Annotated in this window: 23 protein-coding genes; 14 read left to right on the forward strand and 9 right to left on the reverse strand. The window is 40.1% G+C overall.

Features of this window, described 5'->3' with window-relative positions:
- Positions 1-24: 24 nt before the first annotated feature.
- From acrB to priA, 5 genes are all read right to left on the reverse strand, one after another.
- Positions 25-3129 carry a multidrug efflux RND transporter permease subunit AcrB gene (gene acrB, locus RDV53_RS01895; RefSeq protein WP_005696792.1) on the reverse strand — a complete coding sequence of 1035 codons (3105 nt, stop codon included), beginning with the start codon at positions 3127-3129 and terminating at the stop codon, positions 25-27.
- Positions 3130-3142: 13 nt separating this feature from the next.
- Positions 3143-4339, reverse strand: coding sequence for a multidrug efflux RND transporter periplasmic adaptor subunit AcrA (gene acrA, locus RDV53_RS01900; RefSeq protein ID WP_005696793.1), 1197 nt, complete (start codon positions 4337-4339; stop codon positions 3143-3145).
- Between the two features lie 30 nt (positions 4340-4369).
- Positions 4370-4948, reverse strand: coding sequence for a TetR/AcrR family transcriptional regulator (locus tag RDV53_RS01905; protein ID WP_005696794.1), 579 nt, complete (start codon positions 4946-4948; stop codon positions 4370-4372).
- 158 nt (positions 4949-5106) lie between these two features.
- The gene (gene ftsN / locus RDV53_RS01910; RefSeq protein ID WP_005696795.1) at positions 5107-5970 is read right to left on the reverse strand and encodes a cell division protein FtsN; all 864 of its coding nucleotides are present in this window, start codon (positions 5968-5970) and stop codon (positions 5107-5109) included.
- A 99-nt stretch (positions 5971-6069) separates the two neighbouring features.
- Positions 6070-8259, reverse strand: a complete 2190-nt coding sequence (gene priA / locus RDV53_RS01915; protein WP_005696797.1) for a primosomal protein N' — start codon at positions 8257-8259, stop codon at positions 6070-6072.
- Positions 8260-8372: 113 nt separating this feature from the next.
- On the opposite strand from priA, the gene trmB reads away from it, so the two are divergent.
- From trmB to RDV53_RS01960, 9 genes are all read left to right on the forward strand, one after another.
- A complete protein-coding gene (gene trmB / locus RDV53_RS01920; protein WP_005696798.1) occupies positions 8373-9119 on the forward strand; it encodes a tRNA (guanosine(46)-N7)-methyltransferase TrmB in 747 nt (248 codons plus the stop codon).
- Positions 9120-9170: 51 nt separating this feature from the next.
- Complete coding sequence (locus tag RDV53_RS01925; RefSeq protein WP_005696799.1) at positions 9171-9512, forward strand: YggL family protein; 342 nt, start codon at positions 9171-9173, stop codon at positions 9510-9512.
- Between the two features lie 222 nt (positions 9513-9734).
- Positions 9735-10277 carry a ferredoxin-type protein NapF gene (gene napF, locus RDV53_RS01930; protein ID WP_005696800.1) on the forward strand — a complete coding sequence of 181 codons (543 nt, stop codon included), beginning with the start codon at positions 9735-9737 and terminating at the stop codon, positions 10275-10277.
- Positions 10264-10527 (forward strand): chaperone NapD, encoded by a 264-nt coding sequence (locus RDV53_RS01935; protein ID WP_005696801.1) that lies wholly within the window; start codon positions 10264-10266, stop codon positions 10525-10527. Before napF ends, RDV53_RS01935 begins: the two co-directional genes overlap by 14 nt.
- Positions 10528-10588: 61 nt before the next feature.
- Positions 10589-13075 (forward strand): nitrate reductase catalytic subunit NapA, encoded by a 2487-nt coding sequence (napA, locus tag RDV53_RS01940; protein WP_005696802.1) that lies wholly within the window; start codon positions 10589-10591, stop codon positions 13073-13075.
- Between the two features lie 120 nt (positions 13076-13195).
- Positions 13196-14101: a ferredoxin-type protein NapG gene (gene napG, locus RDV53_RS01945; RefSeq protein ID WP_005696803.1), complete on the forward strand. Its 906-nt coding sequence runs from the start codon at positions 13196-13198 to the stop codon at positions 14099-14101.
- Positions 14101-14991, forward strand: a complete 891-nt coding sequence (gene napH / locus RDV53_RS01950; protein ID WP_005696805.1) for a quinol dehydrogenase ferredoxin subunit NapH — start codon at positions 14101-14103, stop codon at positions 14989-14991. Before napG ends, napH begins: the two co-directional genes overlap by 1 nt.
- Before the next feature lie 21 nt (positions 14992-15012).
- The gene (locus tag RDV53_RS01955; RefSeq protein ID WP_005696807.1) at positions 15013-15441 is read left to right on the forward strand and encodes a nitrate reductase cytochrome c-type subunit; all 429 of its coding nucleotides are present in this window, start codon (positions 15013-15015) and stop codon (positions 15439-15441) included.
- 11 nt (positions 15442-15452) lie between these two features.
- Positions 15453-16091 (forward strand): NapC/NirT family cytochrome c, encoded by a 639-nt coding sequence (locus RDV53_RS01960; RefSeq protein WP_005696808.1) that lies wholly within the window; start codon positions 15453-15455, stop codon positions 16089-16091.
- Between the two features lie 51 nt (positions 16092-16142).
- Here the strand turns inward: RDV53_RS01960 and gss are convergent, their stop codons facing one another.
- Both gss and RDV53_RS01970 read right to left on the reverse strand, forming a co-directional pair.
- Complete coding sequence (gene gss, locus RDV53_RS01965; RefSeq protein ID WP_005696809.1) at positions 16143-18032, reverse strand: bifunctional glutathionylspermidine amidase/synthase; 1890 nt, start codon at positions 18030-18032, stop codon at positions 16143-16145.
- Between the two features lie 169 nt (positions 18033-18201).
- A complete protein-coding gene (locus RDV53_RS01970) occupies positions 18202-19275 on the reverse strand; it encodes a TrmH family RNA methyltransferase (RefSeq protein ID WP_005696810.1) in 1074 nt (357 codons plus the stop codon).
- Positions 19276-19424: 149 nt separating this feature from the next.
- Here RDV53_RS01970 and pssA point away from each other — a divergent pair, with 149 nt between their 5' ends.
- The 3 genes from pssA (at position 19425) to RDV53_RS01985 (ending at position 22442) form a co-directional block, all read left to right on the forward strand.
- A complete protein-coding gene (gene pssA / locus RDV53_RS01975) occupies positions 19425-20792 on the forward strand; it encodes a CDP-diacylglycerol--serine O-phosphatidyltransferase (protein ID WP_005696811.1) in 1368 nt (455 codons plus the stop codon).
- A 125-nt stretch (positions 20793-20917) separates the two neighbouring features.
- Positions 20918-21787, forward strand: a complete 870-nt coding sequence (asd, locus tag RDV53_RS01980) for an archaetidylserine decarboxylase (RefSeq protein ID WP_005696812.1) — start codon at positions 20918-20920, stop codon at positions 21785-21787.
- A 22-nt stretch (positions 21788-21809) separates the two neighbouring features.
- Complete coding sequence (locus RDV53_RS01985; protein WP_005696813.1) at positions 21810-22442, forward strand: FKBP-type peptidyl-prolyl cis-trans isomerase; 633 nt, start codon at positions 21810-21812, stop codon at positions 22440-22442.
- A gap of 35 nt (positions 22443-22477) precedes the next feature.
- Here RDV53_RS01985 and RDV53_RS01990 read toward each other — a convergent pair whose 3' ends face one another.
- Entirely contained in the window at positions 22478-22858 is a 381-nt protein-coding gene (locus RDV53_RS01990) for a hypothetical protein (RefSeq protein ID WP_005696814.1), read from the reverse strand.
- Between the two features lie 112 nt (positions 22859-22970).
- Entirely contained in the window at positions 22971-24080 is a 1110-nt protein-coding gene (gene proB / locus RDV53_RS01995; RefSeq protein ID WP_005696815.1) for a glutamate 5-kinase, read from the reverse strand.
- A 141-nt stretch (positions 24081-24221) separates the two neighbouring features.
- On the opposite strand from proB, the gene folA reads away from it, so the two are divergent.
- Positions 24222-24707: a type 3 dihydrofolate reductase gene (gene folA / locus RDV53_RS02000; protein WP_032822614.1), complete on the forward strand. Its 486-nt coding sequence runs from the start codon at positions 24222-24224 to the stop codon at positions 24705-24707.
- Between the two features lie 195 nt (positions 24708-24902).
- Positions 24903-26228, forward strand: a complete 1326-nt coding sequence (gene uhpC / locus RDV53_RS02005; RefSeq protein WP_005696818.1) for an MFS transporter family glucose-6-phosphate receptor UhpC — start codon at positions 24903-24905, stop codon at positions 26226-26228.
- Positions 26229-26299 lie beyond the last annotated feature (71 nt).

Raw genomic sequence — 26299 nt, forward strand, 5'->3', positions numbered from 1 at the left:
GGTTTATTTTTATACCATTGTTAATTAATGTTGTTCGTTAATGTGGCCTTCAATTGGTTTCACATTTTCATCGAACTCAGGCAATGGTTTGTGTTCGCTCGCAATGTACGAATAAATCACTGGCAATACGAACAAGGTAAACAATGTACCAATTGCCAAACCGGCTACGATAACGATACCAATACTGAAACGGGATACCGCACCCGCACCTGTTGCATAAAGCAACGGTACAAGACCTGCAATCATCGCAGCGGTTGTCATCAGAATTGGACGTAAACGGACTTGAGCTGCGGCTGTAATCGCTTCAATACGTGTTTTACCATGGTTTAACTGCTCTTCTTTTGCCACTTCACACATCAAAATACCATGTTTCGTGATAAGGCCAACTAAGGTAATCAAACCCACTTGTGAGTAGATATTGAGTGTCGTTCCTGCAATCCCTACAAATCCGAAGGCATTTAAGGCTAATAACGCACCACTCACTGCTAACGGTACAGAAATCATAATTACGATTGGATCACGAATTGATTCAAATTGAATCGCCAAGACTAAGAAAATAATCACTACCGCAAGTAAGAATGTTACTGCAAGTGAGCTACCCTCTTGTACTAACTGACGTGCCTCGCCTTTAAAGTCATAGTTGTAACCCTGTGGCAAGGTATTTTTCGCATTGTCTTGTAACCATTGGACTGCATCACCAATTGAAGTACCTGGCATTGGTACTGCACTGATTACCGCTGAGTTTAACTGGCTAAAACGAGGTAATGAGCTTGGTTGTGGCTCTAATGTGGCAGTCACTAAGCTGCTTAACGGTACAGAGGTACCATCTGCTGCTGTCACATAATATTTATTAAAACTTTCCGGTGATAAACGATTGTCACGTTTTACTTGGGAAATAATTTTATAAGCACGGCCGTCAATATCTACACGCTCAATGGTTGCGGCAGATAAGAAGCTACCTAAAGTACGGCTGATTTGTTGCATCGTAATGCCGTAAGTCCCTGCTTTTTCACGATCAATCTTAATGCGCATTTGAGCGGTATCAAATTTCAAATCAAGGTCGGTATACACAAACTTACTGGATTTTTTCATATCCTCTAAGAATTTACCTGCCACATTTGCTAAATCACTATAGTCTTGTGACGTGCTGATCACAAAACCAATCGGAGGGCCTTGCTCCCCTGTATCAATTTCTGGGAACGAGAAGCCTTGTACAGATACTTCAGGAATTGATTTCGCTTTCGCATTTAATTCATTTAAGATTTCTGCTTGGCTTTTTGAACGTTCTTTCCAGTCTTTTAGCGTAATCACGTTTAACGATTGGTTAGAATTTGGAGCGCCTGAAATCGTCATGGCAAACTGCACTTCTGGCGTATTCGTTAAAATCTCCTGATAAGGTGTCATCGCATTTTGCACATAATCCACGTTCACGTTAGACGGTGCTGAACCAATCGCCAAAAATGCCCCTTTATCTTCTGGTGGTGTTAATTCACTCGAAAGCGATTTAAACAATACAGGTAAGGTCGCGAAGATAATCGCCGAAAACATCAACATACATTTACGATTAACCATCACCAAATCAAGAACATACGCATAAGCTGCATTTACTTTGCTTAATGTATGCTCTACTCGTTGCTCTAATTTACTTGGCTCCGCATTCGATTTCAGTAACTTACTTGTCATCATTGGTGAAAGTGTTAATGCCACGATACCTGAAATAAATACCGCCCCTGCAAGGGTTAAGGCAAACTCTTTAAACAATGTCCCCGTAATCCCCCCCATTAACGCCATTGGAGAATATACTGCAATCAAGGCAATAGTCATGGAAATAACCGGAACAGCGATTTCACGCGTGCCAATAATCGCCGCACGGAATGGCGTTTCACCTAACTTAATGTGACGGTCCACGTTTTCCAATACTACAATCGCATCATCCACCACTAAACCGATGGCTAAAATCAATGCCAACAACGTCATCAAGTTAATGGAGAAATCTAAGGTTTGAAGCAACATAATTACCCCGATTAATGAAATCGGAATAGTAATAATTGGGATCAAAATTGCACGGAATGAACCGATAAACATGGTAATCACGACTAATACGATTACCGTTGCTTCAATAATGGTTTTTACTACCTCATCAATCGAATTATTAATCGCGATGGTGCGATCATATAAAATGTCAGATTGAATAGCATCCGGCAGATTATTTTTGATGCTCTCATAAAGTGGACGCACTTTATCTGCAACAGTGAGTGGGTTCGCTGATGAAGTTGGGTTAATGGCTAATACAACAGAATCTGCGCCATTGGCTACCGCACGTGAGCTATCGCTTGATTTATTTAACTCAATATCAGCGATATCGCGTAAACGTACTAACTTATCACCGTTAGACATCACAATTAAGTTACCTAATTCTTCAACCGATTTTGTCGTGGTTTCTACTTTGTTTTTATAGGTTACAAAATAGCCATTATCATTACCTGCTGCTGTTTGAACGTTATTCGCTGATAATGCGGACATCACTTGTGTGGCAGAAAGGTTTTGAGCTGCCATTTTTTCTGGATCTAACCAAACACGAAGTGCGTACTCTGATGCACCAAAAATCTGTACGCTCGCTACCCCTTCTACGGTAAAGAACTGAGGTTTGACTACGCGTTGAATATAGTCAGTTACTTGGCTTGCATCAAGTTTGTTAGAACGGAAACTAATGTACATAATTCCCGAACCACCTGTAGAGGAAGAAACTGTAGGATCTTCAATACCACTTGGCAATTCAGAACGAACCGAGTTAACTTTGGCTAAAACATCAGCCAAGGCTGCATTCGGATCCGTATTTAATTTCATTTTTACGGTGACTGTTGAAGTGCTTGGGCTTGAGCTTGAAGACATATAGTCCACATTGTCTGCTTGTGCTACCGCTTCTTCAATTTTCGAGGTCACAAATGCCTGAATTAAGTTTGCATCTGCACCTGGATATGCGGTGGTCACCGTAATTACCGTTGTGGTCATTTTCGGATATTCGCGCACAGCCAATTTCGAGATCGCTTGTAAACCTAGAATAATGATTAACAAGCTAATCGAAACCGCCAAAACAGGGCGACGAATAAATATATCGGTAAATCTCATTCGCTTTTCCTAATTAAAGATTCGTTTTATTTGCAGGTTGTTCTGTACCCACGCCCGCTTTATCTGCAACAGAAACTAATGCACCATTACTTAAGTTTTGCTGACCACCAGTCACAATTTTATCGCCAACTTTGACTTCATCGCCTTTTAATTGGGCATAAATGCCCTGACGATCTTTTGTAAACACGGTGATTGATTTTGCACGGTACATATTCGCCGCTTTCTCTGCGCCGCCTAATTTCTCAATATCTTCATCAGAAAGTGCGGTCAAAATATAAAGCGATTCGCCATACATGTTGTAACTCACCGCCACTTGTGGCACCACAATTTGATTATGTTCTGTTGGCAAAGCCACATGTAAGCGAGTAAACATACCGGACAATAATTTTGCCCCATCTTCTGGTTCAAATGTTGCTTGAACATCCACTAAACCGGTTGAAGAATTAATTGCCGGCTCAATGGCAGTAACTTTTGCTGCAAAGGTTTCACCTTTACGCGCATCTGCCGTAGCCGTTACTTTTTGACCAATATGCAATTTATCTAATAGGTTTTGCGCAATCGCAAAATCCACTTTCATTGAAGAACGATCTTCAACACGCACAATTTCAGTACCGTTTGAAACGTATTGACCAACATTCACTTTCACGATACCTGCTTTACCATCAAATGGCGCGACGATTTGGCGACGCTCAATGGTTGCTTTTAATGACTCAATATTTGCCGCTTGTGCTTCATAAGCTGATTTTGCGTTATCTAATTCTTGACGAGAAACGGCACCGCTGCCCGCAAGGTTTGCATAACGTTGATAAGTTTGACGTAATGAAACCACTTGAGCTTGTGCAGCTTGTAAACTTGCATGCTCAACGGAACTATCTAACTCAACTAACAAATCACCCTTTTTCACACTTTGACCATTTTGCACGAGCACTTTAGACACGGTTCCAGCGCTTTGTGCACTTAACATCGCCCCTTGATTTGGACGAACAAGACCTGTTGTTTCAATGATTGGTGTCCATTCTGAAGCCGTCACGGTCATTGCAGTTACTGGAGAAGCTGTTTCAGGTTTATTTGCTAAGAAATCAGCAATGCCTTTTGCCTTCATATAATTTAGAAAAATCATTGCAGCAAAAATTAACACAAATACGCCTAACGCTAATTTCAAAAAGAAAACGTGCGAACGCTTTGGTCTATTAGTTTGAGTTATACTCATTTGGAAAACTCCATTAAGACAATAAAATAACTACTTCTGAATTGCACGCCAAGAGCGTTCAATGACAGATTCTAACATCGCATCGGTTACTACCGTACCGAGATATTTGATATCTGAGGCTAAAACCATTGACGTTTTAAGACTCAGCAAAAATAACAGATGAGGATCTAAATCAGCTAACTCATTTGCTGCTTGCCCCTTGAGACAAAATTGCTCCCAACACGAATGTTCCATTTCTTTGCAGGTTTCAAGAAACCCTGGTAAAGATCGATATTGGTTCATATTTGACAAAATCGTTGGATTTTCTTGAAGAAAATGCCAAATATTCCACCACATTCTTCTGTATTGCTCGAAAAAAGATTGGCTTTCATCAAAGCCTTCTTCAATCGCTGTAACAAACTTATTGAACACTCGACGAGCAAATTGAACTAGTAACTCGTCTTTACTCTTAAAATAAAGGTAAATCGTGCCAGCTGCGATGCCAGCCTCCTTGGCTAACTTATGCATAGAAAGATGATGTAATCCTTCTTTTGCCATAAGACGATCTGTAGCATCAAAGATCTGCTCGCTGATATCAAGCTTCGTTTTAGAGGCTTTTACTTGTCGCATAATAAAAAATTAAATTCTTCGGGTTATATATGAAAAAGGTCATTTAAGACAAACATTAAAAAATGAATGAACGTTCATTTTATTGATTTTTCATTTTTTGGCAAGCAAAAAATATAAAAAAAGTGCGGTTATTTTTAACCGCACTTTTAAATTCTGAATTACATTCCAATCACCACACAGCTTACCACTGATTTTGCTTTATCTTGTGTGGCTGTTGCAGCATCTCGACTCGCAAATGGTCCTACGCGTACGCGGTTCCATTCTTCACTTGTTGCAATTTGTGCATTTACGCCTGCCATCGCAAGACGACCTTGTAAGCTTTCTGCCTGTGCACGATTTTTAAATGCACCACATTGTAAACCAAATTTTTTACCGCCAGCCTGTACTTGCTGTTCAGCGGGTTTAGGTTCTACTTTTTTCGGTTGCTCCGTTTTAGCGGGTTCTGTTTTTACCGGTTCAGCTTTTATCACTTCCGCTTTTTTCGGCGGTTCAGGTTTTTTAACTGGCTCAGGATTTTTCGCTTCTGGTTTTGCTGTTTGTTGAGCTGGCTGAGCTTGAGCTGTCTGTGTTGGTTGAGCTTGTTGTGCTTGAGCTACGGCTTTTTCTGCATTCGCTGCTTCTTGCTCTTTACGTTGAGCTTCTAATTTTTTCTCTTCTTCTGCTGCTTTTTGCTCTTTTTCCATCTGAATCAGCACTTGACGTTGTTCTTCCGTCAAACGCATATTTTTTTCAACAGAAGAGGGATTATTGTCCACTGGCACTGTGCGGGTTTCTAATTCTTTAATGTAGTGCCACACTTCTTCAGGACGATTTGGCAACACACTTTTCGGTTGTGTTTTTTCTGGTTGGACCGTCGTCGCAACTACAGGTTCAGGTGTTTTGTTTTTTAAGAAGTAAAGCCCTAAACCAAATCCCAATACCACGACCAATGCAAGACCAATTAAGGTATTACGATTAAAACTTTTCTTTGCTTTCTTTTTATTCTTTGAGCCGCTTCGACCGGCAAAATCTCGATGAGCCACGATAAAATCCTAAAATATTCGATAAATTAAACTTAAACTTTGAGTATACAAAACTCTTAATTCTACTGAAAAGTCGTGCATTTTTCTAGGGAATTTTTGCTAACTCAAATCCAATGGATCTACGTCTAAAATCAACCGCACTTGAGAAGACTTTATCAGCTCTGGTGAATATCGACTCAATGCTGTCTGTAATTGTTTCCGAGAGGCATGTTGTAATAATAACTGCCAACGATACTGCCCTGCTTTTTTGCTGAACGGAGCAGGAATTGGACCCAACACTTGCAAACCTTCAATTTTTTGTTCATAGAAGAAAGAGGCCAATTGCGACAATGCATTTTCCGCCTCTTCAGAATGACGACATTGTGCTTTAAACAACGCTTGGAAACTAAATGGAGGCAAGCCCATATTATGACGTAGCTTCAAGGTTTCTTCTGCAAAGGCTTGATAACCTTTTTCAAGTAATGTGGTTAATAACGGGTGATCCGGATAATGCGTCTGCAAAACCACTTCCCCCTGTTTTTCTGCTCTGCCTGAACGTCCTGCAACCTGCACATAAAGCTGCGCCAAACGTTCTTCGGCTCTGAAATCAAGAGAAAACAAGGCATTATCTACATTCACTAAAGCAACCAAAGTGACATTCGGAAAATGGTGTCCTTTAGCTAACATTTGGGTACCAATTAAAATCTGGCTTTTACCTTGCTGAATATCCTCTAAATAACCTTCAAGCTTGCCTTTTCGTGCCGTGCTATCACGATCGATACGTGCAATATTGTATTGTGGGAAACGTGCTTTTAAGGTTTCTTCTAACTGTTCTGTGCCTAAACCCGTTGTGACTAAATGCGTTGAACCACAATGACCACATTGCATCGGCACTGTTTTTTGCGCACCACAATGATGGCAGCGTAAAACACGCTGATGTTGATGGTAGGTATAAGGTTTTTCGCAATGATGGCACTCATCAATCCAACCACATTCATGGCATAACAACACGGGGGCGAATCCACGTCGATTAAGGAATAACAATACTTGGTTGCCTTTTTCTAAGTGTTCTTGCATACGTTGCAATAGCGGTTCCGATAAGCCGTTTTGAATTCGTTGATGTTTTAAATCAATCACAAATTGACGAAGTGCGGTCGCATTTCCTGCTCTTTTTGATAAGACCAAATGATGATATTTACCATTTTGTACGTTATTCACACTTTCCAAACTAGGGGTCGCAGAACCTAATAAGATAGGGATATTGAGCTTTTGCGCTAAAACAATACCTAAATCTCTTGCATGATAACGCCAACCATCTTGCTGTTTAAACGAGCCGTCATGCTCTTCATCTAAAATGATTAAGCCGAGATCTGAAAACTGGGTGAAGAGCGCTGATCTCGTGCCGATCACGATTGCACTTTGCCCCGTTCTTGCACGCTCCCAAACATTTAAGCGTTGCGTATCGTTCAAGTTAGAATGCAATACATCAATTTCCACATTAAAACGTGCTTGGAAACGTCTCACAGTTTGAGGGGTAAGCCCAATTTCAGGAACAAGCACTAAAACCTGTTTACCTTTCTTTAAAACCTCTTCAATGTATTGCAAATAGATTTCAGTCTTACCTGAACCAGTCACGCCCTCTAACAACCACACATTAAAGCCTTCTTGGAAAATCAACTGGCTAAATGCAAGGGCTTGTTGCTTGTTTAAGGTCAATCGGTTATCAAGATTAACTAAAGGATTATTCCCTAAAGTCTGTTGCCAACTTTTTTGTTCTGTTGGCACAATAATCTCTTCTACATAATCTTTGCCTTTAAGCGCTGACCAAATTGCGGAACTGATTTCATTGTTACCTTTTTCTAAATCTTGCGTTAGCAATAAATTTAAGGCTTCAATTTGTTTTTTGGCGCGTTTTAATTCACCCGATTCTAACGCTTGTTTTCCAAGGTCCGTAATACGCCAAAAAGTGCGGTCATTTTTAACCGCACTTTCTCCATTGCGGAGTTTGACTGGCAACGCTTGAAACAACACATCGCCTAATGCTGCACGATAATAATTAGCCGACCAAGCTAACCAATCCCAAGTTGTGGAATTAAAAAGTGATTCAGCATCAAGTACATCAATAATCGGTTTTAACTTTTCTTTTGCGACATCCGAAGAAGCGGGCAAATCCACCACGATCCCGACTCGTTTTTGCGAACCAAAAGGCACCAACACGCGTCCACCAACGATTGGCATCAAGTCTGGCGAATAGAGATAATCAAAAAATCGGGGAAGCGGTACGGCTAATGCAACTCGGACAATATTCATAACAAAAAACAATTAAAAATTTTCGCTATTATACGGGAATTAGGTGGAAAAATCCCACAACCTTGCCTTTTAGTGTATAATCGCCGCCAATTTTAATTGAGCGAATAAAAACCATGACAGAAGAGCAAAAAACCTTTGCTGATCAAAAACGTAAAACCGTTGAAACGGCTGAATTTACAGAAGATGGTCGTTATAAACGTAAAGTTCGTAGCTTTGTGTTGCGGACAGGTCGCTTAAGTGATTTTCAAAAAAATATGATGAACGATCACTGGGCTGATCTTGGATTAGATTATCAAAACGCCCCTTTTGATTTTGCCGTGATTTATGGCAATACGAATCCCGTTATATTAGAAATTGGCTTCGGTATGGGCAAATCGTTAGTGGATATGGCTGAAGCGAATCCTGATAAAAATTATCTCGGTATTGAAGTGCACACGCCTGGTGTGGGTGCCTGTATTGCTTATGCGGTAGAAAAAGGCGTGAAAAACCTTCGCGTGATTTGCCATGATGCCACTGAAATTTTACGTGATTGTGTAAAAGACGGTGAATTAGGCGGCTTACAACTTTTCTTCCCTGACCCTTGGCATAAAGCGAAACATCATAAACGCCGTATTGTTCAACCGCACTTTGTGGAGCAAGTCGTGCAAAAATTACAACCAAATGGTTTTATTCATATGGCAACGGATTGGGAAAACTATGCGGAACAAATGCTTGAAGTCCTTTCAGCCAATGAAAATTTAGTCAATACTGCTGAAAAAGATTATATTCCACGTCCTGATTTCCGCCCTCTTACAAAATTTGAGGCGCGCGGTCATCGCTTAGGTCACGGCGTATGGGATTTATACTTTAAGAAAAAATAATCATCGAGATGATGACGATACCCATTACCTTAACATAGGAGAACATTGAAAATGAAAACTCGTAATCAACGTCAACGTAAAAAACTTCACTTAGCTGAATTCCAAGAATTAGGCTTTTTAGTGAATTGGCAATTTGCTGAAGGAACCAGCATCGAAACTATCGATGAAACCGTTGATCGTTTTATTGCTGAAGTGATTCAACCAAACGGCTTAGCTTATGAAGGTAGCGGCTATTTACATTGGGAAGGCTTAGTTTGCTTAGAAAAAATCGGTAAATGCGATGAAAGCCATCGCCAATTAGTGCAAAAATGGTTAGAAGAGAATAAATTGCAACAAATCGAAATCAGCGAATTATTCGATATTTGGTGGGATTACCCAACCAAAAACGCATAATGTTTTAAATATTTTTAAGGGCGGGCTTTCCGCCCTTTTTAATAATCATTTTCACTTATTTCTTAACAATTTATTTACATTAATAACATATTTTAAAAATATCCTTGATCTAACTCAATAAAAGTGTATATTTTTTAAAAATTACTCCTTTTAGGTAGTTACTATTTTATCATTAGAACTAGATAATGCACCCCCTGAAAATACCGAATTTTAAAGAAAAATATGGCGATTGAGAACCCTTCTCGCAGACAGTTATTACGTGGGCAGTTTTTGCAATCGTTACATTCTGAAAGCGCTAAAATTCAAGGTATTAATGCTATACGTCCACCTTGGTCAATTAACGAAGCAGACTTTACGGATAAATGTACCCGCTGTGGTGATTGCATACTGGTATGTGAAACCCAAATTATTGTAAAAGGTGATGGTGGCTTTCCTGAAATACAATTTGACAAGGGCGAATGCACGTTCTGCCAAAAATGTGTTTTAGTATGCGAACAACCGATTTTTCGTTCATTAGAAGAAGAACCTTGGACACATAAAGTTGAGATTACAACGCAATGTCTAACAGAAAATCGGGTGGAATGTCGAAGTTGCCAAGACAGTTGTCCGATGAACGCCATCCGTTTTCGATTACAACTTGGTGGTGTAGCAAAACCAATGTTAGATTTAGCAAGCTGTAATGGGTGTGGCGCTTGTTTAAGTGTTTGCCCGACAAAAGCAATAAAAATTATTAATTTTGAAACAAATACAGATGAATCAATTTAGCGAAAATGAAAACTGGTATGTATGCAGTATTGTTGTGCAAGCCAGACCAGAAAAACTTAACCAAGTCAAAGAAGCCATTTTAGCGATTCCAACGGCTGAAATTCATGGCGAGAAGTCTGATGAAGGCAAATTGGTGGTCACTCTTGAAAGTAATCGTCAATTAGCGTTAGCAGATCTTATGGATGAAATTAAAGATATTCCTGGGGTTATTGTCGTTTCTTTAATTTCTAATTACTTAGATGAAAAATAAATAACTTAGGAATACATATTATTTGTATATTCTAAAAATTCAACAATGAGTGGGGAAAACTATGGAACTTAATCGTAGAGATTTTATGAAAGCCAATGCTGCACTTGCAGCAGCAGCGGCTGCCGGTATGACCATCCCTGTTAAACAGGTAAATGCGACCGAAGATATGGGCATCAAATGGGATAAAGCCCCATGCCGTTTCTGTGGTACAGGATGTAGCGTATTGGTAGGAACCAAAGATGGTCGAGTTGTCGCAACTCAAGGTGACCCGGATGCAGAGGTAAACCGCGGTTTAAACTGTATCAAAGGTTACTTCCTTTCTAAAATCATGTACGGTGCAGACCGTGTACAAACTCCGTTATTACGTATGAAAGATGGTAAATTCCATAAAGAAGGTGACTTTACACCGGTTTCTTGGGATCAAGCTTTCACTATCATGGCGGAAAAAATCAAAGATATCCTGAAGAAAAAAGAACCAAATGCTGTAGGGATGTTCTCTTCCGGTCAAACCACCATCTATGAAGGCTATGCAAAAGTAAAACTTTGGAAAGCTGGTTTCCGTTCTAATACTATCGACCCGAATGCTCGTCACTGTATGGCATCTGCAGCAGTTGCGTTTATGCGTACATTCGGTATGGATGAACCTATGGGCTGCTATAACGACATCGAAAAAACTGATGCATTTGTGCTTTGGGGTTCAAACATGGCAGAAATGCACCCTATTTTATGGTCTCGTATTTCTGATCGTCGTCTTTCTTCTGATAATGTGAAAGTTGTGGTTATGTCAACATTCGAACATCGTTCGTTTGAATTAGCTGATGTACCTATCGTCTTTAATCCACATTCAGACCTTGCAATCCTTAACTACATCGCAAACTACATTATCCAAAACGATAAAGTAAACTGGGATTTCGTTAATAAACACACTAAATTCAAACGTGGTGAAACTGATATCGGTTATGGTTTACGTCCTGAGCACCCACTTGAAGTTGCAGCGAAAAATCGTAAAACTGCAGGTAAAATGCACGATTCTGACTTTGAAGAATTCAAGAAAATCGTTGCACCTTATACATTAGATGAAGCACACCGTATTTCTGGTGTACCAAAAGATCAGCTTGAAACTCTTGCGAAGATGTACGCAGATCCAGAACAAAACTTAGTATCTTACTGGACAATGGGCTTTAACCAACACACTCGTGGTGTATGGGTTAACCACATGATCTATAACGTACACTTATTAACCGGTAAAATTTCTAAACCAGGTTGTGGTCCGTTCTCATTAACTGGTCAACCTTCAGCTTGTGGTACAGCGCGTGAAGTAGGTACTTTCGTTCACCGTTTACCTGCGGACATGGTAGTAACCAATCCGAAACACGTTGAAATTACAGAGAAAAAATGGAAATTACCAAAAGGCACTATTCCAACCGTACCAGGCTATCCAGCAGTACAACAAAGCCGTGCCTTAAAAGACGGTAAACTAAATTTCTTATGGCAAATGTCCACCAACAACATGCAAGGTGGCCCGAATATCAATGACGAAATTTTCCCTGGTTGGCGTAACCCAGAGAACTTTATCGTTGTTTCAGACCCTTACCCATCCGTTTCTGCGGTTGCAGCTGACTTAATTCTTCCAACTTGTATGTGGGTAGAAAAAGAAGGTGGTTACGGTAACGCTGAACGTCGTACTCAATTATGGCGTCAACAAGTGAAAGGCCCAGGTGAGTCTCGTTCTGACTTATGGCAAATTGTTGAATTCGCTAAATACTTCAAAACTGATGAAGTATGGGGTGAAGAGTTATTAGCTCAAATGCCTGAATATCGTGGCAAAACCTTATACGAAGTGCTTTACGAAAATGGTGAAGTAAACAAATTTAAAGTACCAACCGACATTCCTGGCTATATCAACGATGAAGCTGATTACTTCGGTTACTACTTACAAAAAGGTTTATTCGAAGAATACGCTGACTTCGGTCGTGGACATGGTCATGACTTAGCACCATTCGATACTTATCACCAAGTACGTGGTTTACGTTGGCCGGTTGTGGATGGTAAAGAAACCTTATGGCGTTACCGTGAAGGCTTTGACCCGTATGTCAAACCAGGTGAAGATATCGCATTCTATGGCTATCCAGATAAAAAAGCGATTATTCTAGGTGTACCTTATGAAGCGCCAGCAGAATCGCCAGATGAAGAATATCCATTATGGTTATGTACTGGACGTGTGCTTGAACACTGGCATACTGGTACCATGACACGTCGTGTACCTGAATTACACCGTGCATTCCCGAACAACTTAGTGTGGATGCACCCAGCAGATGCGAAAAAATATGGCTTACGCCATGGGGATAAAGTGAAATTAATCACTCGTCGTGGTGAAATGATTACTTACTTAGATACTCGTGGTCGTAACAAATGTCCTCCAGGCTTAATTTACACCACCTTCTTTGATGCAGGTCAGCTTGCTAACAAATTAACATTGGATGCAACCGACCCAATCTCTGGCGAAACCGACTTCAAAAAATGTGCGGTTAAAGTGGTGAAAGCGTAGGTTTTCCCTTTCGTTTCTAGTCTCTCCTCTCTTTAAACAAAGGGAGGAATTTAAAAAACAAGAGCGGTCAAATTTTGCAACGTTTTTACAAAATCAGACCGCTTATAAAAGGAAACGCAGATGAAACTTGATCCTAACCGTCGTCAGTTTCTAAAAAACGTGACAAGAACGGCAGCTGGAGTATGTGGAGTTGGAGTGATTCTTGGCTTACAGCAACAACAAGCTAAAGCCAAAGAAGGGGTTGCCTTACGCCCACCTGGTGCTTTACCGGAGAAGGATTTCTTGGCAGCTTGTACCCGCTGCGGACAGTGTGTCCAAGCATGTCCATACGATATGTTGTATTTAGCTTCGCTCATTTCCCCAATGGAAGCTGGCACACCTTACTTTATCGCTCGGGACAAACCTTGCGAAATGTGTCCTGATATTCCTTGTATGAATGCTTGCCCAAGTGGCGCATTAAGTGAAGAGCTCAAAGACATCAATGATGCAAGAATGGGATTAGCCGTATTGCTAGACCATGAAACTTGTCTTAACTGGCAAGGTTTACGTTGTGACGTTTGTTATCGTGTTTGTCCATTAGTGGATAAAGCGATTACACTTGAGCGCGTTCATAATGATCGTACAGGTATTCATGCGAAGCTTATTCCAACCGTCCATTCCGATGCTTGCACTGGATGTGGAAAATGTGAACAAGCTTGTGTATTAGAAGAAGCGGCAATTAAAGTATTGCCAATGGATCTTGCTAAAGGTCTACTCGGTCGTCACTATCGCTTAGGTTGGAAAGAAAAACAAAACGCTGGAAAATCCTTAATTGAGGAGCAACATCCAGATGGTTTACGTCCATCATTAGACGTTCGTATGCCAGAAGGACAGCATGAACCTGTTTATCAACCAATGCAGGTCGTACCGAATCAAAAAGTGGCAACACCGAGTCGCGCGACAATGGATTATGTACCAAGTCCAACTACGGTACCGGAAGCTGAACAGTTCCCGAATTTGGATTTAAACATTAAGGGGGTTAAATAATGGCTGAAAAATATACCCCGAATAAGCCAAAAGATGCTGGCTTAGAAGCACGTCAAAAACTTGGTTGGTGGCATGCTTATCGCTTTTTAATTCTACGTCGAATCAGTCAATTAAGTATTATTTTAATGTTCTTAAGCGGCCCGATTTGGCAAGTTTGGATTCTAAAAGGCAATTACAGCTCAAGCATGCTTTTGGATACTGTACCATTGACAGATCCATTGATTACCGCTGAAAGTTTAGTGACAGGTTACCTACCAGAAATCACAACGATTATTGGTGCCTTAGTGATTGTCATATTCTACGCCATTGTTGCGAGCAAAGCCTTTTGTAGTTGGGTTTGCCCAATGAATATTGTGACTGATGCTGCAGCTTGGTTACGTAGAAAATTAGGTATTCGACAATCATTAAAAATTTCACGTCAACTTCGCTATGTGATTTTAGCCGTCATTTTAGTTGGTAGTGCAATAACGGGTACGCTCTTATGGGAGTGGATAAATCCTGTCGCGGCACTTGGACGTATCTTTGTCTTTGGAACAGGCGCAACCCTTTGGTTGGTTACAGTCATCTTTTTATTTGACTTACTTGTTGCTGAGCATGGCTGGTGTGGTCACCTTTGTCCAATTGGTGCGATATATGGTGTCATTGGTGCTAAAAGCCTGATAAAAATTAATGTAGTCGATCGCGATCGCTGTGACCGCTGTATGGACTGTTATAATGTTTGCCCAGAGCCGCAAGTATTAAGACTTCCTTTACATGGTGGACCTGAAGATAGCCAAATTATATTGGCAAAAGATTGTATTACTTGTGGACGTTGTATTGACGTCTGCGCAGAAAATGTATTTGCATTTGGATCTCGCTTTGAGAAACAAATAAAAATTAAAAATATTTAATTATTTAATGGAGTGGATTTCATGAAAAAATCATTTATTTTCATGCTAGCTTTATGTAGCGGATTGGCATTTGCTGATGCGCCACAAGTTGCAAATAGCATCGACAAAGCAACAGAAAGTATTGCACCTGCATTTACTAACCCTTATAAAGATGTAGGCAATATTCCAGTAACTTTCCCAAATCAGCCCCCACTTGTCCCGCATAGTGTACGTGGCTTACAAGTAACAAAAAATGCAAACCAATGTTTAGGCTGCCACTCTCCGGATGTTGCTCCAACAACGGGGGCACCTCGCGTACCTGAAAGTCATTTTTTAACACGAGATGGCCAAAAAACAGAAGGTACCTCACCTCGTCGTTATTTCTGTTTACAATGCCACGTTCAGCAAACTAACGTAAATCCAATTATTCAAAATAAATTCGAAACCATTCGTCAAATGCAAGGTAAATAAGGAGCTAAACCATGATTAAATCAAGCATTCAGAAAGTTTGCCGTTGGTTACGCTCTCCGAGCAAAATGGCAATTGGTGGGGTTATTTTATTAACTATCATTGGTACTATCGTTGGCACTAACCTGTTTAATGCTGGAATGGCGACAACTAATACAGAGCAATTCTGTTCAGACTGTCATACTAATGACGTTGTACCTGAGTACCAAGCGTCAATCCACTTTAGTAACCGTTCAGGTGTGAAAGCAATTTGTTCAGACTGTCACGTTCCACATGAATTCATTCCAAAAATGGTTCGTAAAATGCAGGCATCGACTGAAGTTTATGCTCACTTTACAGGTAAAGTCGATACTAAAGAAAAATTCGAAAAACATCGTTTAGAAATGGCTGAACGCGAATGGGCGCGTATGAAAGCGAATAACTCACAAGAGTGCCGTAACTGCCATAACTTCAATGACATGGACTTTACTCAACAAAAAACTGTGGCACAACAAATGCATGCTCTTGCACAGGAACAAAACAAAACCTGTATCGATTGTCACAAAGGTATTGCGCATAACCTTCCACACATGGAAAAAGTACAACAAAGCTTTATTCCTGCGGATATGTTAAAAGCAAATGAAAAACCTGCTGATAACAAAGATGCTAAATAATCTTATAGCAAAATAATAAATCGGCACTCATTTTGAGTGCCGATTTTATTTTTATTTTTTAAGGAAGTCTTTATCAGATAATACCCTTAACGGTTGCATATCGCTATTTCCCATGATGACCAAACTCGGGTCTGAGCGTAAACAGCTACCACCATAATGACCGCCCACAGTAAAAGTACAGACCTGAACATATTGGTCTTCCACTTTTGGTAAACACCAAAGTTGTTGGTAGATACTCTCCTGCTTACCAAAACGCCCATCTTTGCTATCAAGCACCGACTTACACTCACCAATCAATTTCACATTATCACCACGGCGACCTGCAATTGGCTTTTGTGCGTAACCATTTTTAATCAGCTCAGGCGTCAATTCAAATCCTGCTTCTAGTAGATAACGATGGTTTGGGAATAGTGACCACAACACTGGTAAGATCGCTTTATTACTCGGAATAGCCGTCCACAGTGGCTCATAAACTAGAACTTCTGGACGAAGTAACACATCAATCAACCGCACTTTGTCTTCTGGATATCCCGTACGAATTGGTGGAGCCACTTCCATACCTGTTGCATCTTCACGAAGTTGCTCCAACATGGTTTCCCAGGCCCACGTTTTCCATACGGTTTTGACCTGGTTATCTTCATCATCAATCAAACGACCACGGCTATCCCAATGCAATCCCTCGGTCCCATGAATAATTTTAGCTTGAAATCCTGCTTGAACTAGTGCATTGCGCATAAATAATGCGTGATAATCTTCCTCATCATCGTGATCTTGCATAATATGAACAAGCGGCGTAGCTTCACTGTGTTTCCAACAATCCGCTAATGCATTACGTAAGCCATCAGCTGGATTATCACCAATCTTCAATCCGCCCTGAATTGCCCATCGATTCATAAACTCACCAGCTTCAGCGTGACAAGAGGCTGAGTCAGCATTGTATTCATATACTTTCAATCCACGACTATCCATGCAGAAATCTAAACGTCCCGTGATGGTTTGGTAACGGCGATTTTGCCAAGACAATCGTAAACGAGGCCAAAGCAATTTAGGAATATTGAAATATTGTAATAACTTATCGTCTTTTAAAACTTTATCTGTGGCATGCAAATACATTAAATGCAATTCATTGGTTGCACGAATTAACTCATGTTGTGCTGTTTCAGACATCGTAAAATAGCGATATTGATCCGAATGGCTGACTTTGTGCCCACCCATGGCTTTCACATATGCCGCTTCAAATTCATTTTTCTCATTCAGCCATTTATGCTCAAACTGACCATTGTTTTCTATATGTTCAGCATGAATCTCAAGTTTCTCTTTTTCTGGTGTTGGCCGCGGCAGACTGTATTCGGTATCTTCTGTTTGGATCATCCAACCTAAAATTTCTGTATCATCAAAGGTATCATGCAGAAAATAACCACTTTCGGAAACCGTCATCGGTAATTCACGAGTCCATTGCTGTCCACTTGGTAAGCGAGAGTGAATCACGTTTTGCTCGGCAATGCGAATTTTATCTTCTAATACCTCGGTAATGATTGCCACATGCCCCGTATGTTTAAATTCACCGCCCTCCTGCCAAATTAATAATGCGCCAGCTTCGGGTTTACGTTTACAACCATTTGCAAAGGCTTGTAAGGGTAATAAGGCATCATTTACCACTTGACGTAAAAATCGTAGAGAAAAGATCTCGTAAGCCATTCCTACATCAGTAAACACCATGCCATGATTGAGATATAAATAACGGCGCGCAAATTCCACGCACTGCCATTTATAGCCCATGTATTCTCGTCCTAAATAACTGCGAAAGGCGGCATCATCCGGATACTCTTTCTCATCTGCGGTATGATAATCTGATGAATAAATCGCAATCCCACCCGGTGCATAACCTAATAAACTTCCGAAAGGATCATGTGTACTAATATTGGCTGAACGTTCAGGCATAAAAACTCCCTGTTAAATAACTAGTCGAAATAGTATAGATCTTTTGTCTGATTCCCCCCAAAGGCTTTTAAAAGAAATATTAAAATTTGAATCTTACATAATTTTGAAAAAGAAAAAGGGCTGACAGATGTCAGCCCCAAAACAAACCTAAAAATGACCGCACTTAAGGTTATTTCACATACCAATGTGATAATAAAATCCCTGCATTTACTGCAATATTTAATCCTGCTTTTAATGGATTACTTAAAGAAAGGCGCACATTTACATCTTGTTTATCACGAATATCATCTGTACTACCTTCGCTCAATACCAACGCGACTTTCTCCGCAAATTTGAGTTGTTCCAACGCCACACCTTGTTTATTGGTTGATACATGAATAATCTGATAGCCAGCCTTACGTAAAGCCTCTAACGCAATTTCTGTACTTTCTGTTTCTAAAATACGAATATGCTCCATTCCGCCTTCAGCCACACGCATCGCAGCTGGTGCATAAAGCTGTTCAACTTGATTTGTTACCACATTTTTAATGCCGTAGAAGGCGCAAGTACGCACAACGCCACCTAGGTTCTGCGCATTATTGACTTGATCAAGCACCACTAAGCAGTCTTCTTGACGTGGGACATCTAAATAACCTTGCAAAGAAAAAATTCGTTGTTTTTTCACTAACATACAAATGCCACCATGATGCTCGGTACCACTTACTAAGCTTAGTTCATCGCTATCCACCACGTGATACACTTTTTTATTCGTGGCTAAATAACTGAAAATCTCGCCAATTCGATGCGCCATTTGCACCGTTGCCCATACACGAACGATGCTCTCCGGACGCTCAGCAAACAATTCTAAGCACGCATTTTCACCATACACTTTCATTTCTTCAGCACGGTTCTTTTTAATTTTCTCTGGTGCTCGTGGTGATAATGCGCCCGTTTTCTTTTCTTTCGGTTTATAACTCACGCCAGTACTTTTCACCATTACTTTTACCGAGCCACTTTCACCATTGGCTTTATTTAATGAAAGTTCAGCAATTTTTGGTTCTCTCACCTCTTGCTGTTGGAAGCCACGAGAAGGTTTACGCTCATCCCGTTTTTTATCAAAGTGCGGTTGATTTCCCTCACGTTTTTCATTATTACGACGATCATCAAAGCGACGTTCTTTATCATTAAATGCACGTTTGGGGCTACGCTCTTGAAAAGATTTGGTGGAATTTGTTTGGAATGATGGTTTGCGTGAATTGCTCATAATTTGCTTCTCGAAGGAAAAATTGGATAATAATTCGCCAAAAAATGCGAAAATTTGTGAGCATTATAACGAAAAAAAACCTTTTTTCTATCAATCCACAAAGGAAATATTGTAAACTAGAGCATTAACTTTTAGTGTAGAGATCGATTATGTTAATCAATAAAGCTAAACGAGCAGAACAAAATTTAAAAAATTTGCCTTTTCTTCCTTTACAGGCAGAACAGGTTGAGTTTCTGTTTAGTCCGCTTGAATTCAAAGCACAAATTATAGAATTAATTCGCCAAGCTAAAAAACGTATTTACGTGACCGCACTTTATTGGCAAAAAGATGAAGCGGGACAAGAAATTCTCAATGAAATTTATCGCGTAAAACAAGATCATCCAGAATTGGATGTGAAAATTTTAGTGGATTGGCATCGCGGACAACGCAATTTACTTGGTGCAGAAAAATCTGCTACTAACGCTGATTGGTATTGTGAACAACGCCAAACCTATCAACTTCCCGATGAACCGAATATGTTCTTCGGCGTGCCTATTAATACCCGTGAAGTCTTTGGTGTATTACATATTAAAGGCTTTATTTTTGACGATACCGTGCTTTATAGCGGCGCAAGCATCAATAACGTGTATTTACAACAACAAGATAAATACCGTTACGACCGCTATCAAAAAATCCATAATGCTGCACTGGCAGACTCTATGGTTAATTTCATCAATGATTATTTATTGGATTTCAGCGCAGTACACCCATTAGATGTGGCTAATCGCCCTCGTACAAAAGAAATTCGTAGTGCAATAAAAGCTTATCGTAAAAACTTATCTGCCCATGCTGAATATCAATTGGAAAGTGCAGTTGGTTTTTCCGATATTTTAACCATTTCACCACTTTTTGGTTTAGGTGCATCAGGCAATGAATTAAATCAAGTTATCGAAGATTTATTCTTACAAGTGCAGGAAAAATTGGTGATTTGCACCCCTTATTTCAACTTCCCTCGCACGCTAAGAAGTAAACTTGCCCGCTTATTAGAGCAAGGAAAGCGTGTCGAAATTATCGTGGGTGATAAAGTCGCGAACGATTTCTATATTCCACCAGAGCAGCCATTTAAAATGGCAGGTGCATTGCCTTATTTATATGAAAGCAATCTTCGTCGTTTCTGCGAGAAATTTGATGCTTACATTAAAAATGGCCATTTAACGGTGCGTTTATGGAAAGACGGCGATAACACTTATCACCTCAAAGGTGTTTGGGTGGACAACCAGTATATTCTTTTAACGGGGAACAACCTGAATCCTCGCGCATGGCGTTTAGATGCGGAAAATGGATTATTAATCCACGATCCAAAACAAGAACTTCTGCCTCAAGTGGAACAAGAATTGTCGCACATCCGCCAATATACCAAAGTATTGCAAGATTATTCTGAATTAGAAGAATTGACGCAATATCCTGAACCAGTGCAAAAACTGTTGAAAAAATTTGCTCGGATTCAAGCAGACAAATTAGTCAAAATGATTTTATAAACGCAAAAAGAGGCCGACAAATGTCGGCTTCTTGCTTGTATCTTACGCAAAAACATCGACTAACATTGCACAAGTGAAATAAGTTGTTATAATCGCCCGACTTTTAAATCTTATTGGAGAAATCAATGAACCCAATTTCTTATTGGCAACGCCTAAAAGTTGCATTTCAATATGTGATGCCTCAAATCTATATGACACAAGCAGCAGGTTGGTTAGCTAAACAAAAATGGGGCGCAATGACACATTTTGTGATTAAAGCGTTTGCAAAAAAATACAACATTGATATGAGCATTGCTGAAAAAGAAAAATTCAGTGATTACGCTAGTTTTAATGAATTCTTTATCCGTCCATTAAAAGAAAATGCACGACCAATTAACCAAAATCCAACGGCACTTTGCTGCCCTGCGGATGGCCGTGTAAGTGAATGTGGACACATTGAAGATGACCGCCTATTACAAGCAAAAGGTCACTTCTTCAGCTTACATGATTTATTGGCAGAAGATAAAGATTTAACTGAGACCTTTAAAAATGGGGAATTCATCACCACTTATTTATCACCACGTGATTATCACCGAGTGCATATGCCGTGTGATGGTACACTTCGCAAAATGATTTATGTGCCGGGTGATTTATTCTCCGTCAATCCATTTTTAGCGAAACATGTACCGAACCTCTTCGCACGTAATGAACGTGTGATTTGTGTCTTTGATACTGAATTTGGCACCATGGTACAAATCTTAGTGGGTGCAACAATCACTGCGAGTATCGGTACCGTTTGGGCTGGTGTGATTAATCCGCCACGTTATAACGAAGTGAAAGTGTGGACTTATGAAGGTGAAAGTGCGGTTAAATTAAGCAAAGGTCAAGAAATGGGTTGGTTCCAACTTGGTTCTACCGTAATTAATTTATTCCAAGCCGGTCAAGTGCAAATTGCCGATCATTTAAGTGTTGATGAACCTGTTCACATGGGTGAAATCTTGGCATTGAAAAAATAGTTTTACAACAAAGGAGAAAACAATGACAGCTCAAATTTTTGAACAAGTAAAATTAGAAAGTATTTCTGAAAAAGGCAGCTACGGTATCGGTTTACAAATCGGTCAACAATTAGCAGATAGCCAAATGGATATTTCTGTTGAAGCGGTAGCAAAAGGCATTTTCGACGCGTTAAACCGCAATCAACCCGCATTAGAAATTAATGATTTAATGCATTCTGTTCAAGCGCTTCAACAACAAGCAGCTGAAGCACAACAAGCGCAATTTAAAGCGATTGAAGAAGAAGGTAAAAAATTCTTAGAAGAAAACGCGAAAAAAGCAGGCGTAAACGTGACTGATAGCGGTTTACAATACGAAATTTTAACTGAAGGTAATGGTAACAAACCATCTGCAACGGACAAAGTACGTGTTCACTACACAGGTACATTACCAGATGGTACTGTATTCGATAGCTCTGTTGCACGTGGTACACCTGCTGAATTCCCGGTAAATGGTGTAATTCGTGGTTGGGTTGAGGCATTACAAATGATGCCTGTTGGTTCTAAATGGAAACTCACTATTCCACACGAATTAGCTTACGGTGAACGTGGTGCGGGTGCATCTATCCCTCCGTTCTCAACCTTAGTGTTTGAAGTCGAATTACTCGATATCCTTTAAAAAGAAAAAGTGCGGTTAAAATTAACCGCACTTTTTTATTCTTCTTCGTCTTCGCTATAACGATCATCATCGTCATAATCATAGGTTAAGAGAGCATCCTCATCATAACCCTCTATATCAATCTGAACGCCATTTGAGCCTGCATCAAAACCGTTAAACCATGCGGTTCTCAGCTCTTCAGGTACACGTCGGCCACAATAATTAATTCGTTTATTCAATTGAGATTGGCTTTGCGCTTGGAAATCTTTTCCTACACGATAACCATCTAAATACCAGTCATCTTTATCATGACAAACCGTCGTATTTAAACGCTTTACGTGTTTGCTCACTGAAATTGGGCTACGATGTTTTACATAATAGCCCTGCGTACAAGCACTTAATAGCCCAACAGCTAAAACGGTCGCTATTAATCTCATGTTGTCTCCTTTTACTACTTAATGTCGGGCTATTGCCCTTTTTATGGTTTTATAGACCGACAAAATAAAAGGAAGGTTCAGAAAATATGAGAGATCCGATTTCTATTGCAGACTATAGCACAATCATATCATCACGATGTAACGCAACAGCACCATATTCATAACCAAGAATTTGCTCAATATCTTGAGATTTTTTCCCTTTGATTAATTCCAACGCATCGCTGTTATAACGAGGCATACCGAGTGCAATCACTTTACCTGAGGTATTTTTAATTTTGACGACTTCACCGCGTGAGAAACGCCCTTCCACAGCCGTAATCCCTGCAGGTAGCAACGATTTATTCTGTACTAACATCGCATTTTCAGCGCCCTCATCAATCGTCAGTATACCCGCTGATGGTGCGGCAAATAACCACTGTTTACGGCTTTCTAAACGATCTGAATGATGCGCAATAAATTTGGTGCCAATTGGTTTATCATACGCCAAATCCACAATAACATCAGGTCGGCTACCTGGTGCAATAATGGTTTCAATGCCCGAACGCGTTGCCACATCTGCCGCAATTATTTTTGTACTCATCCCGCCAGTACCAAGGTTTGTACCGCTACCGCCTGCAATAGAACGAATATGGTCGGTAATTTGTTCAACCACAGGAATCAATTTCGCATCTGGATTTTTACGAGGATCGCTTTCGAACAAACCTTGTTGATCCGTTAATAAATAAAGTTGTTCCGCTTGCACTAAAATCGCAACTAGAGCCGATAAGTTATCGTTATCCCCTACTTTAATCTCAGCCGTTGCCACCGCATCATTCTCGTTAATCACAGGAATAATCTGATTGTCTAACAGGGCATGTAATGTATCGCGCGCATTTAAAAAACGTTCACGGTCTTCAATATCAGCACGAGTTAATAAAATTTGTCCAATATGAATATCATAAATCGCAAATAATTTTTCCCAGGCTTGAATAAGCTGACTCTGCCCTACTGCGGCTAGAAGCTGCTTGGAAGCAATGGTTGGGGGAAGTTGAGGATGATTTAAATAATGTCGTCCAGCGGCAATCGCACCTGATGTCACAATCACGACACGAAAACCCGCTTGATGAAGTTGGGCAATCTGGCGAACAATATCGACCATATGAGGTGCATTCAATTTTGGGGAACCATGTGTTAATGTGCTAGTACCAAATTTTACGACGATTGTTTTACGATTTGCCGACATAGTTTATCCTCAGTGAAAAAATAGAAAAGTGCGGTTAAATTAGCACTAAAATTAATAAAAATCACGAAAAATCCAACCTCATATACAGATTTTGTGAATAGCTATGATATAGTGCAAAAAAAGAAAAATAGGATAGAAAATATGACATTAAGTTTGATCGTTGCGACAACAAAAAATAACGTCATCGGAAAAGATAATCAAATGCCTTGGCACTTACCTGCTGATTTAGCCTGGTTTCGTAAAAACACCACGGGCAAACCGGTAATTATGGGTCGTAAAACCTTTGAAAGTATTGGTCGCCCATTGCCTAAACGCACCAATATCGTCCTTTCACGTACCCCTTACGAACATGAAGGAGTCATCTGGAAAAATAGTTTTGAAAGTGCGGTCGATTTTGTCAAAGAATTTGATGAAATCATGTTGATTGGCGGCGGTGAGTTATTTAAACAATATTTACCTAAAGCCGATAAATTGTATCTTACTCAAATTCAAGCAGACATTGACGGCGATACTTTCTTCCCTGAAATTAATTGGGCTGAATGGCACATCGAGTTTGAGGAATATCACCAAGCAGATGCGGATAATCCCTATGATTGTCGTTTTTTAATTTTGCAGCGTAAAGCATAAAACACATCCAAACCATCCTAAAACAAAGTGCGGTCAAAACCTTAAAAAGGTTGACCGCACTTTGTTCTCATATCATCAAATCAACTATTCACGCCATTTTTCACATAAATTCTGAAATCTTTGATCTGCGTCCCTTTTTGAAAACTAACTTTGTAATATACTGAAATGATTTATTATCATTAGAGGAGAAATATTATGGGTATCTTCAGTGTACCACCGGATCTACCGGTTACGAAAAGCAAAGAGGAGATCGACAAAACTTATCGTTACTGGCGATTACATTTGATGATCACTAGCTATATCGGATATGCCGTTTTCTATTTTACTCGTAAAAGCTTTAACTTCGTTATGCCTGCCATGCTGACGGACTTAGGGCTACAAAAAGCCGATATCGGTATCATGGGTACTGCGTTTTATCTTACCTACGGTGTGTCAAAATTCTTATCGGGTGTACTTGGTGACCGTTCTAACCCTCGTTACTTTATGGGGTTCGGTTTAATGATGACAGGCGTTGTCAACATTCTATTCGGTATGAGTTCATCCGTCTTTATGTTTATCACCCTTTGGATGATCAACGCCTTTTTCCAAGGTTGGGGATGGCCTCCATGTTCAAAAATCCTAAATACTTGGTACTCACGTAACGAGCGAGGATTATGGTGGGCGATTTGGAATACCTCACATAACTTAGGTGGTGCACTCATTCCAATTTTATCTGGTGCTGTCGCCCTTTATTGGGGATGGCGTTACGGTATGATCGTGCCAGGGATTATAGCCTGTGCCATTGGTTTCGCTCTTTGCTTCTTATTACGCGATCGCCCAACATCTATGGGACTTCCAACGGTTGGTGAATGGCGTAATGATATTGCTGAAAAAGAACATGAAAGTGAAGGTTTAGGTTTATCTAACTGGGAAATTCTTAAAATTTATGTGTTCAAAAACAGCATTATCTGGGCATTAGCATTCTCTTGGTGTTTTATTTATATTATCCGTACCGGTATCAACGACTGGGGTAACTTATATTTAACAGAAACCCACGGTTATGACTTGCTTAAAGCAAACTCAGCAGTTTCTTTCTTTGAAATTGGTGGATTCTTAGGGGCACTTTTTGCGGGCTGGGGCTCTGATAAGTTCTTCAACGGAAACCGTACCCAAATGAACATCATTTATGTGTTAGGTATTATTTCAACCTCCTTAGCATTATGGTTCATCCCAAGTGATAACTATTTTGTGATGTGTGGATTATTCTTCCTAATGGGATTCTTTATCTTTGGTCCGCAATTTCTTATCGCAATGGCTGCGGCTGAAAACTCTCACAAACATGCTTCAGGTTCTTCTACCGGTTTCGTTAGTCTCTTCGCCTATATTGGTGCGGCTGCTGCAGGTGCGCCATTAGCATGGATTATTCAATCGCTCCACTGGAACGGATTCTTTGGTAGCTTATTTATTGTATCTCTTGCCTGTGCATTATTACTTATTTTCGTGTACTTCTTGCAACGTAAGAAAAATAAACTAAAAGCCTAATCTAGGCATATAAAAATCGAGCTAAAACAACCACTGTTTTAGCTCGATCTCTTTTGTTTTAAGTAGCCTTT

Source organism: Haemophilus parainfluenzae ATCC 33392 (genome assembly GCF_031191205.1).
Lineage (GTDB): Bacteria > Pseudomonadota > Gammaproteobacteria > Enterobacterales > Pasteurellaceae > Haemophilus_D > Haemophilus_D parainfluenzae.

What these genes read in the sequence shown, in the direction of transcription:
- RDV53_RS01925 (WP_005696799.1), top strand. Translation starts at nt 9,171, where the DNA reads ATGAAAACTCGTAATCAACGTCAACGTAAAAAACTTCACTTAGCTGAA.
- RDV53_RS01905 (WP_005696794.1), bottom strand. Translation starts at nt 4,948, where the DNA reads ATGCGACAAGTAAAAGCCTCTAAAACGAAGCTTGATATCAGCGAGCAG.
- napF (WP_005696800.1), top strand. Translation starts at nt 9,735, where the DNA reads ATGGCGATTGAGAACCCTTCTCGCAGACAGTTATTACGTGGGCAGTTT.
- RDV53_RS01960 (WP_005696808.1), top strand. Translation starts at nt 15,453, where the DNA reads ATGATTAAATCAAGCATTCAGAAAGTTTGCCGTTGGTTACGCTCTCCG.
- napG (WP_005696803.1), top strand. Translation starts at nt 13,196, where the DNA reads ATGAAACTTGATCCTAACCGTCGTCAGTTTCTAAAAAACGTGACAAGA.
- pssA (WP_005696811.1), top strand. Translation starts at nt 19,425, where the DNA reads ATGTTAATCAATAAAGCTAAACGAGCAGAACAAAATTTAAAAAATTTG.
- RDV53_RS01970 (WP_005696810.1), bottom strand. Translation starts at nt 19,275, where the DNA reads ATGAGCAATTCACGCAAACCATCATTCCAAACAAATTCCACCAAATCT.
- RDV53_RS01985 (WP_005696813.1), top strand. Translation starts at nt 21,810, where the DNA reads ATGACAGCTCAAATTTTTGAACAAGTAAAATTAGAAAGTATTTCTGAA.
- acrA (WP_005696793.1), bottom strand. Translation starts at nt 4,339, where the DNA reads ATGAGTATAACTCAAACTAATAGACCAAAGCGTTCGCACGTTTTCTTT.
- acrB (WP_005696792.1), bottom strand. Translation starts at nt 3,129, where the DNA reads ATGAGATTTACCGATATATTTATTCGTCGCCCTGTTTTGGCGGTTTCG.
- asd (WP_005696812.1), top strand. Translation starts at nt 20,918, where the DNA reads ATGAACCCAATTTCTTATTGGCAACGCCTAAAAGTTGCATTTCAATAT.
- trmB (WP_005696798.1), top strand. Translation starts at nt 8,373, where the DNA reads ATGACAGAAGAGCAAAAAACCTTTGCTGATCAAAAACGTAAAACCGTT.
- napH (WP_005696805.1), top strand. Translation starts at nt 14,101, where the DNA reads ATGGCTGAAAAATATACCCCGAATAAGCCAAAAGATGCTGGCTTAGAA.
- RDV53_RS01955 (WP_005696807.1), top strand. Translation starts at nt 15,013, where the DNA reads ATGAAAAAATCATTTATTTTCATGCTAGCTTTATGTAGCGGATTGGCA.
- RDV53_RS01990 (WP_005696814.1), bottom strand. Translation starts at nt 22,858, where the DNA reads ATGAGATTAATAGCGACCGTTTTAGCTGTTGGGCTATTAAGTGCTTGT.
- proB (WP_005696815.1), bottom strand. Translation starts at nt 24,080, where the DNA reads ATGTCGGCAAATCGTAAAACAATCGTCGTAAAATTTGGTACTAGCACA.
- priA (WP_005696797.1), bottom strand. Translation starts at nt 8,259, where the DNA reads ATGAATATTGTCCGAGTTGCATTAGCCGTACCGCTTCCCCGATTTTTT.
- folA (WP_032822614.1), top strand. Translation starts at nt 24,222, where the DNA reads ATGACATTAAGTTTGATCGTTGCGACAACAAAAAATAACGTCATCGGA.
- gss (WP_005696809.1), bottom strand. Translation starts at nt 18,032, where the DNA reads ATGCCTGAACGTTCAGCCAATATTAGTACACATGATCCTTTCGGAAGT.
- uhpC (WP_005696818.1), top strand. Translation starts at nt 24,903, where the DNA reads ATGGGTATCTTCAGTGTACCACCGGATCTACCGGTTACGAAAAGCAAA.
- napA (WP_005696802.1), top strand. Translation starts at nt 10,589, where the DNA reads ATGGAACTTAATCGTAGAGATTTTATGAAAGCCAATGCTGCACTTGCA.
- RDV53_RS01935 (WP_005696801.1), top strand. Translation starts at nt 10,264, where the DNA reads ATGAATCAATTTAGCGAAAATGAAAACTGGTATGTATGCAGTATTGTT.